The 12,473-nt window shown below is 58.6% G+C and carries 10 protein-coding genes; 5 read left to right on the top strand and 5 right to left on the bottom strand.

Features of this window, described 5'->3' with window-relative positions:
* The first annotated feature begins 95 nt into the window (after nt 1-95).
* Complete coding sequence (locus LZG00_19770; GenBank protein MCF3596228.1) at nt 96-458, top strand: sulfurtransferase; 363 nt, start codon at nt 96-98, stop codon at nt 456-458.
* An 86-nt stretch (nt 459-544) separates the two neighbouring features.
* On the opposite strand, the gene lpdA is transcribed toward LZG00_19770, so the two are convergent.
* The 5 genes from lpdA to LZG00_19745 all read right to left on the bottom strand — a co-directional run bounded on the left by lpdA (nt 545) and on the right by LZG00_19745 (nt 8,573).
* Nucleotides 545-1,939 (bottom strand): dihydrolipoyl dehydrogenase, encoded by a 1,395-nt coding sequence (lpdA, locus tag LZG00_19765; protein MCF3596227.1) that lies wholly within the window; start codon nt 1,937-1,939, stop codon nt 545-547.
* Between the two features lie 118 nt (nt 1,940-2,057).
* The gene (locus LZG00_19760) at nt 2,058-2,633 is read right to left on the bottom strand and encodes a DUF924 domain-containing protein (GenBank protein MCF3596226.1); all 576 of its coding nucleotides are present in this window, start codon (nt 2,631-2,633) and stop codon (nt 2,058-2,060) included.
* Between the two features lie 111 nt (nt 2,634-2,744).
* The gene (locus tag LZG00_19755; protein MCF3596225.1) at nt 2,745-3,989 is read right to left on the bottom strand and encodes an MFS transporter; all 1,245 of its coding nucleotides are present in this window, start codon (nt 3,987-3,989) and stop codon (nt 2,745-2,747) included.
* A gap of 193 nt (nt 3,990-4,182) precedes the next feature.
* On the bottom strand, nt 4,183-5,238 hold the full coding sequence (gene queA / locus LZG00_19750) for a tRNA preQ1(34) S-adenosylmethionine ribosyltransferase-isomerase QueA (GenBank protein MCF3596224.1): 1,056 nt from the start codon (nt 5,236-5,238) through the stop codon (nt 4,183-4,185).
* A 14-nt stretch (nt 5,239-5,252) separates the two neighbouring features.
* Nucleotides 5,253-8,573 carry an AsmA family protein gene (locus LZG00_19745; GenBank protein ID MCF3596223.1) on the bottom strand — a complete coding sequence of 1,107 codons (3,321 nt, stop codon included), beginning with the start codon at nt 8,571-8,573 and terminating at the stop codon, nt 5,253-5,255.
* Between the two features lie 122 nt (nt 8,574-8,695).
* Between LZG00_19745 and LZG00_19740 the strand changes: the two genes are divergently transcribed.
* The 4 genes from LZG00_19740 to LZG00_19725 all read left to right on the top strand — a co-directional run bounded on the left by LZG00_19740 (nt 8,696) and on the right by LZG00_19725 (nt 12,120).
* Complete coding sequence (locus LZG00_19740; GenBank protein ID MCF3596222.1) at nt 8,696-9,157, top strand: peroxiredoxin; 462 nt, start codon at nt 8,696-8,698, stop codon at nt 9,155-9,157.
* A 2-nt stretch (nt 9,158-9,159) separates the two neighbouring features.
* The gene (locus tag LZG00_19735) at nt 9,160-9,984 is read left to right on the top strand and encodes a ferritin-like domain-containing protein (protein MCF3596221.1); all 825 of its coding nucleotides are present in this window, start codon (nt 9,160-9,162) and stop codon (nt 9,982-9,984) included.
* A 296-nt stretch (nt 9,985-10,280) separates the two neighbouring features.
* A complete protein-coding gene (locus tag LZG00_19730; protein ID MCF3596220.1) occupies nt 10,281-11,621 on the top strand; it encodes a DUF5930 domain-containing protein in 1,341 nt (446 codons plus the stop codon).
* Nucleotides 11,611-12,120, top strand: a complete 510-nt coding sequence (locus LZG00_19725) for a polymer-forming cytoskeletal protein (protein MCF3596219.1) — start codon at nt 11,611-11,613, stop codon at nt 12,118-12,120. The genes LZG00_19730 and LZG00_19725 overlap by 11 nt, the downstream gene beginning before the upstream one ends.
* Nucleotides 12,121-12,473: the final 353 nt, after the last annotated feature.

The raw sequence follows: 12,473 nt of genomic DNA, 5'->3' as shown, positions 1-12,473 counted from the left end.
ATTGACTGCCATTAACCCCTTCACATTCATCAATCGGAATGTTACATGCCGGGGCAACAGCAATCCTGCCTGTCAGATGCATAAGAAGGTGAGCAATGTTTGGATTTCTCATGGGCGGCGGCCTGCCCAAAATCGCTGCGGACGAAGCCGTGAAGGGTGCGCGTGATGGCTCGATTACAGTGATCGACGTGCGCGATCATCGCGAGATTGCGGCGACCGGCAAGGCCAAGGGTGCCAAGCATATTCCGATGATGCTGCTGCGCACGAAATGCGACCCCCGCCACCCCGAATTCGATGCCAGCCTTGATACCGGCAAGACAATTGCTCTTTATTGCGCCACTGGCGCACGCTCGGCCTCGGCCGGGCGCATGCTGTTGCAACTCGGGTTCAAGGATGTGCGCAACATTGGCGGCCTCAACACCTGGGTGCGTGGCGGCGGACAGATCGAGCGCGCCTGATCGCTTCGAGGCGTCAAACAAAACGGCCCCGGAACACCTCCTGGGCCGCTTCTCCCTATACCCTATTGTTTTCGAACGGGTAATTCTCAGAAATGGATCGCCCTGCCATAGGCATCCAATACACTTTCATGCATCATTTCCGACAATGTCGGATGCGGAAAGACGGTCTGCATCAGCTCTTCCTCGGTGGTTTCAAGCGTCCGGCCCACCACATAGCCCTGGATAAGTTCGGTTACCTCGGCGCCAATCATATGCGCGCCCAGCAACTCGCCCGTCTTGGCGTCAAACACGGTCTTCACCATGCCTTCCGGCTCGCCCAAGGCAATTGCCTTGCCATTACCGATGAACGGAAACCGCCCGACCTTGATCTCATAGCCAAGCTCCTTCGCCTTGGCCTCGGTATAGCCCACGCTGGCCACTTGCGGATGGCAATAGGTGCAACCTGCGATGCTTTCCGGGCGAACGGCATGCGGTTTCTGCCCTGCGATAAGCTCGGCCACCATCACACCCTCGTGGCTTGCCTTATGCGCCAGCCAGGGTGCCCCGGCAATATCGCCGATGGCAAACACACCGTCCACACCGGTGCGGCAATACTCGTCCACCACCACATGCGTCCGATCAACCTTCACACCGGCCTCTTCAAGGCCCAGACCTTCGACGTTACCGACAATCCCGACCGCCGAAATCACCGTATCGAAGTCTTGCTTTTCGACCTTGCCACCGGATTCGATATGCGCGGTCACCTTGCCCTTGGCACGGTCGAGCTGTTTGACCATGGCTTTTTCCATGATCTTCATGCCCTGTTTGACAAACTGCTTCTTGGCAAAGGCCGAAATCTCGGCGTCTTCCACCGGCAAAACCCGATCCATCACTTCGACAACCGTCGTCTCGGCGCCTAGCGTATTGTAAAAGCTGGCAAATTCGATGCCGATCGCGCCCGATCCGATCACTAGAAGCTTTTTCGGCATATGCGGCGGGTTGAGCGCGTGTTTATAGGTCCAAACCCGCTCACCATCAGCCTCAAGCCCCGGCAATTCCCGCGCCCGTGCGCCCGTGGCCAGAACGATGTTTTTCGCCTTCAGGGTTTCTTCGCCCTTCTCGGTCTTCACCAAAACGCTGCCTGTGCCCGCAAGGCGCGCTTCGCCCATCACAGTGGTGATCTTGTTCTTCTTCATCAGATGGCCGATGCCGCCCGAAAGCTGCGCCGCCACACCGCGAGAGCGTTTGACAACGGCGTCCAGATCATAGCCGATCTTTTCAACAGACAGGCCGAATTCCTTGGCCCGATGCATCAGATGGAACACTTCGGAAGAGCGCAGCAGCGCCTTTGTCGGGATACACCCCCAATTGAGACAGATCCCGCCCAGATGTTCGCGCTCGACAATGGCAACCTTCAGACCAAGCTGCGCGCCGCGGATCGCAGCCACATAGCCACCCGGCCCCGCCCCGACCACGATCATGTCAAAAGAAGTGTCAGCCATTGCGCGTCTCCGATTCCAAAACTAGTTTGATATTAAACTAGTTTTATTACTGCCGCAATGCAGCGCAGGCTCTGACGCTCAGGAACGCCCCAACGCATTGACTGGTATGGCTTTTCGCCTAGCCAGTAGCCTGCAGCTTTTCAAAGGTCACACCATACCCGCCGGCCGATACGTAGTTTCGTTCCGTATCTGTCGGCTTGCGATGCAACGCGGCATTGCGATAGGGGAAGCGTCCGAATTGGCGGATAACCTCGCGATGCGCTTTCGCGTGCAAGAGATTGGAGCTGCTTTGCGGCATCCGCTCTTTCATCAGACGCACGCACCGCTCTTGGTCGCACAGGTTCTCGGAATGCATCAGCGGCAGATAGAAGAATTGTCGTGCCGGTTCATCGATCTTCAGGTCGCATCCCTTGTGGATCGCCATCTTGGCCACCGCAAGCGCCAGCTTGTCGCTGGCAAATGCCTCTCCCTTGCCCCGGAACATGTTACGCGGGAACTGATCGAGCAGAATGATATACGCCAAAGCGCCGCTGGGATAAGTCAGCCACAATGAGAATGCGCCGTCACAAGCCCTTTTCCAGGTGTCGAGGAATTTGGAACGGATTTGTTCATCCAATTCCTCTGAGACCTCATACCAACCGGCCGGCCCCACATCATCTAGCCAGAACTCTAAAATATCGTTCGGACCTACCATCGGGTTGCCTCCCTTAAAAAATGTGCCCCCGGCATACAAGTTTGAGACTAAACATCATTCTCATGTGATGAATAGTAAAATATTATGTCCAATTGCGACATTTCAAGGGGCTTAGGTCACCCCATCGTCCTCGGCACTTTCTTCCGCGGCCCATTCAACGGCCACTGGCGAAGTTGACATGGTTACCGGCGCATAACCGCTGGTTTGCTCGACTGACGGTGCAGCGCGCTGTGTCATGCGCCACGCGGCATATCCTGCCATCGCCAAAAGCATGATGCCCAAAAACAAGAAGTAACCATTCGGCCCAAAAACCGACATGCTCCACCCGGTGATGACCGGGCCGGCAATCGCGCCCAACCCGTTGGTAAAGACCAGCCCACCCGAAACCGCCGCCATATCGTCGGTTTCGACAAAATCGTTGGTATAGGCAAGCAGCAGGGAATAAAGTGGATTGGACGTGCCGCCAATAACGAAGGCCGCAATCAGCATCGCGGTAAAACCGCCGCTGAACACCGCCCCCAGAATTGCACCTGCCGCCCCAGTCGCCGCCACGATGAAAATCAGCACACGTCGATCCATACGGTCCGAGAACCAACCCAGCGGATATTGAAACAGCGTCGCGCCGATATAGAATGTAGAAACAAAGAGCGATATCTGCCCCAGGCTCAAACCCGCCTGCCCGCCATAGACTGCGCTCATCCCGAATTGCGCCGAAAAGACCGACCCAAGCAGGAACATGCCGACCACGCCAAGCGGCGAAATATGATAAAGCTGTCGAATGCTGATCGGTTTCGAGGTTTCAAAAGCCGGCGTTGGCGAAATCGAAAGCAGGATCGGCGCGAAGGAAATCGAAACCAGAACCGATGGGATCACGAAGAGGAGGAACCCCTCGGGGTCGGGCACCAACAGCAACCCTTGCGCAGCAACGATCCCGATCATCTGCACCATCATGTAGAGCGACAACGCCTTGCCGCGCGTGTCGTTGGTGGCCGCGTTATTGAGCCAGCTTTCGGCGGTCACGTATACGCCCGAAAAACAAAAGCCGATCAACACCCGCAAAACCACCCAGAACCAGGGGTTAGCCCAGGTGGCATAGAGCACCAGAACAGCCGAGATGAACGACGCCAACGCCGCAAACACCCGCACATGCCCGACTCGCCGGATCATTGCCGGAGCGAGATAGGAGCCGCCCAGAAATCCAACGAAATAGGCCGACATGACCATTGACATCTGATAGGTCGAAAACCCGGCATCAACGCCACGCACACCCAAAAGCGTGCCCTGAAGGCCGTTACCGACCATCAATAGCATCATCCCAAGCAGCAATGCCCAAGAGACCGACAGAACCTTAAACATGGCATTACTCCTTCTAAAGCGTATCGAGACAAACCAGACTCACAGGTTTGTCTCGATACGCCCACATCATCTATATGTACACCGCGTTTCTTCTTAACCCTGTCTCAGAACTAAGAAGAAACGCCTTTGTGGCGACGCTTACGCGTTGCGTCCTTGCATCGGCACGTCCTTAAACGACGCTTGGATGCCTGTTTCAGTCTTCCGGGATCAGCAGCGAGGCATCGCCATAAGAAAAGAAGCGATAGCCGGTCTCAACTGCGTGGGCATAGATCTGTCGAATCCGTTCTTGCCCCATCAACGCAGAGACCAGCATCAATAGCGTTGATTTCGGCAAATGAAAATTGGTCATCAACGCATCCGTCACACGAAATTCAAATCCGGGATAGATGAAGATATCCGTCTCGCCCTGCCACGGTTCAATCTTTGCGCTGGCGCGTGCCGCCGTCTCGATCAGCCGTAGCGCCGTTGTCCCCACCGGGATCACCCGACCGCCCGCAGCCTTGGTTGCCGCAATCTCTGCCGCCGCTGTTTCGCTGACCTCGCCCCATTCCGCATGCATCTTGTGTGATGTCACGTCATCTACCTTGACCGGCAGAAAGGTGCCCGCACCGACATGCAGCGTTACGTGGCTGAACATGACGCCCTTGTCCTTAAGCCGCTCCAGAAGCGGCGCGTCAAAATGCAGGCTGGCCGTCGGCGCAGCCACAGCACCCGCGCGGCGCGCCCAGACGGTCTGATAGTCTTCGCGGTCGCGCTCATCGGCCTTGCGCAGCGCCTCGATATAGGGCGGCAAGGGCATCGCACCAGCCGCGTCAAGCGCGGCATCGAAATCCGCGCCCTCCAGATTGAATGCCAAAACCGCCTGCCCATCCGCCTTTTCGGTGCATATCGCACAAAGCCCCGCGCCGAATTCAATCCGCTCGCCTTCGCGGATCTTGCGCAACGGCTTCAAGAGCGCGGCCCAATCGCCGTTCGCGCGCGGCTCGATCAGCGTCGCCTCGATCTTCGAACGGGTTTCCCCGGCCTCGCCAATCCGCACCCGCACCCCACTCAGACGTGCCGGAATCACCTTGGTGTCGTTCAAAACCAACCGATCACCCGGGCGCAGGATGTCGGCCAGATCATGCACATGGGCATCACGCATACCATCGCCGCTCGCCACCAGAAGCCGCGCCGCGCTGCGCGGGCTGGCAGGGCGTGTCGCGATCAACCCCTCAGGGAGATCGAAATCAAAATCACTCAATTGCATGGAGGGCAGTTGTCCTATTGGCTCAGCTTCGGCGGCGACCGACGGAAAATCTCTCGAAACATGCCCGGCGTCAACAGCGACAACGGATTGACCTGCACCCGCGGCTTCTTGGGGGTGCCTTTCAGTCGGTAGGTAAAGCCGACCAGCCCCTCGCCCTTGCGTGTCAGGATCGCACCAATCCCGTTAATCATGTAGAATGGCGAAACCGTGCCTTGCATGTTCATCGCACCTGATTCCAGATCGTAGTAGCCATCCATCGAAATCCCCATCGACGCCCCCACCGCGCTTGATTTGGTGATGATCGCCTGTTTCGGGGTAAGGCGGAATTGCGCCTCGACCTCACTGAAAAGAATGCCGTTGCCGGTCAGTTGCTCCAGCAATCCGATGACGCTGACCGCGTTCAGAATCGCCGCCATCGCCGGGGCATTGCGCAGCCAGACACTCTTGACTGTCATTCGCCCGTCATAGCTGCCCAAACCCCCACCTGGCACCATCGTCAGGTCCAACTCGCCGCCTCGGGCACTGGGAAACAGCCCGGCGGATTGAAACACCCCCCCGGCATTGTTCGATTGAATGCGAAACGCGCTGCGCCCTTTTTGCGGCAGCACCCGCCCCGTCACAGGTGCACCACCATTGACCTTGCCGGAAAACTTCCCGTCAATACCGCCCGCGGTATTGAAATCACCACGGAATTCGGTCAGCGCAATTCCCTCGCTGATCCTCAGCCGATCAAGCGATACCCGCAGCGGCCCACCACCCGAACTGCCGCTCGCCCCCGTGCCACTGCCGATTTCGGTCTGACTCAGATCCACGGTGCCACCCGTCACTCGCACTTCCGGCGCGCGCCCTGCCCCGCGCCCAACCAACGTGACAGGCGCGTCCAACCAACTGCCCGCGCGTACGCGCCCAAACTTGGCTTCGCGAAAACTGCCATCCGCGCCAAGGCTGAGACTACCCGTCGTATCAAGCCCCGGCGCATTCAGCACGATCCGATCCACCTCAACGGGTTGTCCCAGCCGCCCGGAAACCTCCAGCTGGCCCTTGGTCGGCGCACCAATGGCCCAACTGATCTGCGGCACCCGAAGCGCCAGCCCGTCAAGTTGCGAGTTCAGCGTGAAACTTGGCTTCTCACCGCGTTGCATATCGATCTGAACGGTTCCGCGCCCGGCCCCCGAAACACTGCCCGGCGGCAGGCCAACGCGAAACTCATCGACAAAGCGCTGCGACAGTTCAATCGTGCCGCGCACCTGGCTCTTGCCCCCGCCTTTGCCCAAGGGCGCCGTAAACGTCCCTTCAACGGGTACTTGGCCAATCCGTGCCTCGCCAGCGATGTTCAGAACGTCGCCATCCGCAGTGGCCGAAAGCTCCGACGCCGAGAGAACCCGCCCGGGGATCAGCGTTTCGCTGCGGATGTTGTGCAACTTGGCGGCGATATCATAGGAAACATCTTCAATCGGCACCTTCTTCTTGAGCGAAAAGCCGATGCGCCCCTCTGCCAGAGCCAAACCATCCGCCATGGTCACTTTCTGACCTGCCTTTGAAATGAAATGGAACGGCTCACGATCAAGCAGCGACAGCGCAGCAGTAACCGAGCTGCGCGTCTTCAATAATACCTCGGCCGGCCCCTCCTTTACTCTCACATCGTCGATCCGAAAGACGGTGCCGGTGATGTCAACGGTTCCGCCCTGGTCGGCCTTCACTGTTCCGGCTTCGGCCACCACCGTGAATGTATTGCGAGACAACGTGGCGTGGCCGCGCGCATTCTCGATTGGCGGCATTGTCTTCATGAAGAGCGTGCCAAATTTGTCGAACTCGAACCCGAGATGAACAACCGGCTTCTTTTCCGGCTCGGCGCGCAGCCCGATCTGTATGTTGCTCAACGCGCCATCCAGCACACTCCGTTCAATCCATTCGCGCGTATTGGTGGCCAAACTAACGGGCCAAAGTTCCAAAAGCCGCTCTGGTCCCAAACGGTTCATCCTGCCTGCAAGACTCAGATCCCAGCCCTTTGGCCGGGCGCGCAACTCTCCTCCCAGAACCAGATTGCGCGCACCATCGCGCAGGCTGAGTTGCCCGATTGAAAACTGAAACGGATCAAGCCGCAAACGTACATCCATCGTCGCATCGCTCAGCGCGACAGGTTCGTCATAAAGGTCCATGGGATTGGCGCGAAGCTCGCTCACCCGCAATTGCCCGGTGAATTCCCGGGGCAATCCGTTCTCGATCAGCCCCAGCACCACCTTGCCTTCGGCACGTGCCGATCCCCAGGCACTGTCGACCGACATTTCATCGACCTGCATGGTCTGGCTATCAGGCGCATAAGTGAAATAGCTGCGTGCCGAGCGGAACGGGATCGGTTGCGTTTCATCGGTGGGTTGCAACACCCCTTCGTTGATCTGAAGCGTGGCGGAAAGCGGGCCGAGGTTTCCCCGCTCATCGGTCGAACCCCGGATCGCACCCGAGATCGGCGCCCGAAGCACATTGAGCCACAAGAGCGCACCCGACTGGGCCGCAATGTCGTTGGCCCTGAGGTTGGCGAAGTTCATGCCGAAGGCCGCCGTCGGCGAGCCAATCTTGCTTTGGTAACTCATCTCGACCGTTGCCGCCGAAGCCCCGCCGCTCAGCACGACGAAATCGCCCCGCAAGGTCAAAACGTCAGCGGCACGCTCAAGTTTGATCCGCCCGCCATCCACCGTCCACGCCCGCCCCGCGCGCGCATCCTCATAGCGGATTGTCAGACCGTCGGCGCTTACGTTTCTCAGATCGGACAACGCCGGGGTCATAAGCGCACGATCAACCTGATCAACCAGTTCCACAAATCCGGCAGCTTCGCCGGCCGAACGCGCTGTTTCCCCCAGGCTCAGCTCGACCTTTCCCGAAACATCCCGCCTGAGCACAAGCTGCGCCCCGCTCAGCCAGATCCGCGCCGGTTGCACCTGTCCCCTGATCAGCGGGGTCAGCGCCAGCGTTCCTTCAATATCCGAGAGCCTTACAAGCTGGCGCCCCTCTGCATCGGCGATATCGATGTCGCTCAGCTGCACACGGGGCAGCCACATATCCTCAACGACAAAGCGCACTTCACCAAGACGCACCTGTGCGCCGCGCAGTTGCTCGTTCACCTGTGTCTCGATTCGCAAGCGCACCCAATCCGGCGCAGTAATCGGGCGACCGACAATAACATACGCCGCTACGCTCACCACAAGCGCCAGCACGCCCACCAGCAACAGTGTGGCCAGCCCCACCTTGTGGTGAAGCGGTCGCTTCTTGCGGCTGCCCTTCTCCGCTTCTGGTTCCCCAACGGATTCGGACGGTTTCTCGGCTAGCGTATCGCTCATCCAGACCCGTTTTAGCGCGCCGGAGGTTCCGGCGCGAATTACCTGCACTTCATTGGTTCTATTCTGGCCTCTTACGCCTTATTGTGAAACCAGAATTTCCATGAACAGGATAGGATCCGCTCATGACAGACCTTCCGCGCGCCGCGCCCGATTTCACCCTGCCCGCCGATGACGGCAACAAGGTAACGCTCAGCGCCCTTTCCCCCGCGCCCGTGGTGCTCTTTTTCTATCCGCGCGACAACACCTCGGGCTGCACCAAGGAGGCCGTCGCCTTCTCCCTGCTCAAACCCGAATTCGACGCCATCGGGGCGCATGTCTTTGGCATCTCGAAAGACAGCCTCGCCAGCCATGAGAAATTTCGCGCCAAACAGAATCTTGCGGTCACGCTCCTGTCGGACCAGGACGAACAAGTCTGCGAGGCCTATGGCGTCTGGCAGGAAAAGAAAATGTACGGCAAGACCTTCCTTGGCATTGTGCGATCGACCTTCCTGATCGATGGCGCCGGGCAGATCGTGCGCGAATGGCGCAAGGTCAAGGTCGATGGCCACGCCGAAGAGGTTCTCGCCGCCGTGCGGGCACTCTGACAATGACGCTATCGCTCGCCGAAATGGCCGTTGAGGTGCTAACTTGTGCCGATGGTCGCGCCAAGACGGCGCTATCGCATGCCCATGCCGCCACATGGAGGGCCGCACGTGCCGCCGACACGCCGCTTGCGATTGGCACGGCCCAACCGCCGCTGCGCCCGGCCCGCCCCAATAAGCCCGACTTGCTTGATCCGCGCGACGTGCCCCGTCGCCGCCCCGGAAGCGCGCAAGGTCGCATCGCGCTGCTGCATGCCGTCGCCCATATCGAACTCAACGCAGTCGATTTGCACTGGGACATCATCGCACGGTTTTGCGATATCGAAATGCCATTGGGTTTCTATGACGACTGGGTCAAGGCAGCCGATGAAGAATCCAAGCATTTCAACCTGATATGCGACTGTCTTGAAGAAAATGACAGCCACTATGGTGCCCTTCCCGCACATGCCGGTATGTGGCGTGCAGCCGAGGACACACGCGATGACCTGCTGGGCCGACTGGCGGTTGTGCCGATGGTACTCGAAGCCCGAGGGCTCGATGTCACTCCCGGCATGATCGAGATTTTCCGCAAGGCCAACGAAAGCCGAACCATCGCGGCACTTGAAACGATCTACGCCGAAGAGGTCGGTCATGTCGCCTATGGATCCAAGTGGTTTCATTTTCTCTGCGGGCGTCACAACATTGATCCAAAAGACGAATTTCACCGTCTTGTGCGGCACTATTTTCACGGCGCGCTAAAGCCGCCGTTTAACGAGGAAAAACGCGCCGAGGCCGGAATACCCCCCGATTTCTACTGGCCATTGGCCGAGTCACCGCCAAAGGCCCCGTAAGAACCGCGCGCCACGTCCCCGAAGCGTTTCAAGACAAACCAGACTGACGGGTTTGCGTTGAAACGCCCATGACATTGTTCTGTTGCGCGGCGCTTCCACATATCCCCGTCTCAGGTTTAGGAGGAAACGCATTGATATCGGCGAATTTTCGCCTGAACCGGCCCGATACCTGCGACACAGCGAATCAGGCGGCCATAACGTCTTGCCCTAAGGCGACCCACTGTTTAATCACTCTCTGGGCGCCTTGTCTCAGGACGAGGGCCAGCTTGGGGATGGGACAATAAGGACAGCTTTCAGTGCGATCACGTTTGGCCATTCGCTTTCACTCGGCGCTCGAGCGCTATTTCCCCGAACGCCGCGTCTTCCTGCGGTCCGACACTGATACCCGATTCATCCGTCTGAAATCCGGTGTGCAACTTGTGGGATTTCTCGGCAGCGCCTCGATTGTCGCCTGGGCCATCATTGCTACCGCAATCCTGTTGATGGACTCTATCGGCTCAGGCAATTTCCGTGAACAGGCCAAACGCGATCAACGAACCTATGAAGCCCGGCTGAACTATCTGGCCAACGCCCGCGACAGCCGCGCCGAAGAAGCCCTTGCCGCGCAAGGTCGGTTCAACTCGGCGCTGACCCAGATTTCCGCCATGCAGTCTGAACTTCTGTCTTCGGAGACCCGCCGTCGCGAGTTGGAGACCGGGATCGAGGTTATTCAAACCACCCTGCGCCGCACCATGAAAGAACGCGACGAAGCCCGTGTGGCTCTCGGCGATCTCAAGGTGGCGCTGGCTGAAAACGGCGGCGCGGGCAACACGTTGCCGGGCGCGAATTCCGCACTCGATGGCGCCATTGCAGCCCTTCATAGCGCGCTCTCGGAAACTGCCGCCGAGCGCGATCAGGTTATCACTGATGCACAGGATGCGTTGCATCAGGCCGATGAAATGGCTCTCAAGATCAAGCTGATGCAGGATCAGAACGATCAGATCTTCCGCCAACTCGAAGAAGCGATGACCATATCGGTCAAGCCGCTGGACAAGATGTTCCGGCAGGCTGGCATGAACACTGACACGATCCTCAAGCAGGTGCGCAGCGGTTATTCAGGTCAGGGCGGGCCACTAATGCCGCTCAGTTTTTCGACCAAGGGTGAAGAGCCCTCTCCCGATGCATCCCGCGCCAATCGTATCCTCAATCAGATGGACCGGTTGAACCTCTATCGTATTGCCGCCACCAAAGCGCCCTTTGCGATTCCGGTCAAATCAAGCTTCCGCTTCACCTCCAGTTTCGGCTATCGCCGCGATCCCAAGACCGGCGGGCGTCGTCTGCACAAGGGTGTCGATTTCGCCGGCCCAATTGGCACACCGCTCTATTCTACCGCCGATGGCGTGGTCACACATGCCGGGTGGGGCTCAGGCTATGGTCGGCTGGTCAAGATCCAACACGAGTTTGGAATCGAAACACGCTACGCCCATATGAACAAAATTCGCGTGAAAGTTGGACAAAGAGTCTCGCGCGGTGACCGTATTGGTGATATGGGAGCCTCTGGACGTGTCACTGGCCCCCACTTGCATTACGAAGTGCGCATCGGCGGGAAGGCCGTCAATCCCATGACCTACATCAAGGCTGCGAACAATGTTTTCTAAAAGCAAAATCAACGAGCCCGCTCCCAAACCGGACGCCCCCAAACCTGCAGATTCAGGAGCCCGACCCTCCGCGCCGCCGCAATCGGGCAGCGAATTCAAGTCATCCTCGGCCCCTTCCGCTCCCAAGGCGAAACCGCCCGCGTCGGTCCTCTCGTCCGATCTGCACATCACCGGTAACCTCAAGACAACCGGCGATATTCAGGTCGAAGGCACTGTCGAAGGCGATATCCGCGCCCACCTGCTTACCGTCGGCGATGGCGCCACCGTCAAGGGCGAGGTTGTAGCCGATGATGTCGTCGTGAATGGCCGTATCGTGGGTCGAGTCCGTGGTCTGAAGGTGCGCCTGACCTCCACCGCCCGGGTGGAAGGCGATATCATTCACAAGACAATCGCGATCGAATCCGGCGCCCATTTCGAAGGCTCGGTGCAGCGTCAGGACGACCCGTTGACCAAGGGCGGTCCTGCCAAACCGGCACCGGCCCCCAAACCCGCCGACTGATCACCTTTCGCATTCCTATGAAAAACGGGCGCCGAGCATTCCTGTCGGCGCCCGTTTTTTGTTGTGCAAAAAGCGACTTTAGCACTCCACTCCAAGCGAACGTTTTCATTCAATTTTGCTTCGCGAGACAGGCACCCTGCTCCGCGCGATTGTGTGGTAACAGGGCGCACACGCCGACCCTCAAGCGGCAAGAGCCCCGGCGAAATATGGAAGATTTCTGACGCGACCATACAGAAACCACCATTGAGTTTGGTGTATGCCCGGCCTCTTGCATATTGCCGAAAAACGGTTGCCCCTACACCCCGAAACCACCTTTTAGATTAAGGTGTTACGGCTCTTGGAGGCCTCTCATT

This window comes from Rhodobacteraceae bacterium LMO-JJ12 (assembly GCA_021555075.1).
Taxonomy (GTDB): Bacteria; Pseudomonadota; Alphaproteobacteria; order Rhodobacterales; family Rhodobacteraceae; genus JAKGBX01.
Note: the sequence above shows the minus strand (reverse complement) of the source record. Positions and strands in the feature narration are given on the sequence as shown.

Excerpts from the sequence above, each read along its gene's own strand:
- LZG00_19770 (MCF3596228.1), top strand. The coding sequence starts at position 96 with ATGTTTGGATTTCTCATGGGCGGCGGCCTGCCCAAAATCGCTGCGGAC.
- lpdA (MCF3596227.1), bottom strand. The coding sequence starts at position 1,939 with ATGGCTGACACTTCTTTTGACATGATCGTGGTCGGGGCGGGGCCGGGT.
- LZG00_19760 (MCF3596226.1), bottom strand. The coding sequence starts at position 2,633 with ATGGTAGGTCCGAACGATATTTTAGAGTTCTGGCTAGATGATGTGGGG.
- LZG00_19755 (MCF3596225.1), bottom strand. The coding sequence starts at position 3,989 with ATGTTTAAGGTTCTGTCGGTCTCTTGGGCATTGCTGCTTGGGATGATG.
- queA (MCF3596224.1), bottom strand. The coding sequence starts at position 5,238 with ATGCAATTGAGTGATTTTGATTTCGATCTCCCTGAGGGGTTGATCGCG.
- LZG00_19745 (MCF3596223.1), bottom strand. The coding sequence starts at position 8,573 with ATGAGCGATACGCTAGCCGAGAAACCGTCCGAATCCGTTGGGGAACCA.
- LZG00_19740 (MCF3596222.1), top strand. The coding sequence starts at position 8,696 with ATGACAGACCTTCCGCGCGCCGCGCCCGATTTCACCCTGCCCGCCGAT.
- LZG00_19735 (MCF3596221.1), top strand. The coding sequence starts at position 9,160 with ATGACGCTATCGCTCGCCGAAATGGCCGTTGAGGTGCTAACTTGTGCC.
- LZG00_19725 (MCF3596219.1), top strand. The coding sequence starts at position 11,611 with ATGTTTTCTAAAAGCAAAATCAACGAGCCCGCTCCCAAACCGGACGCC.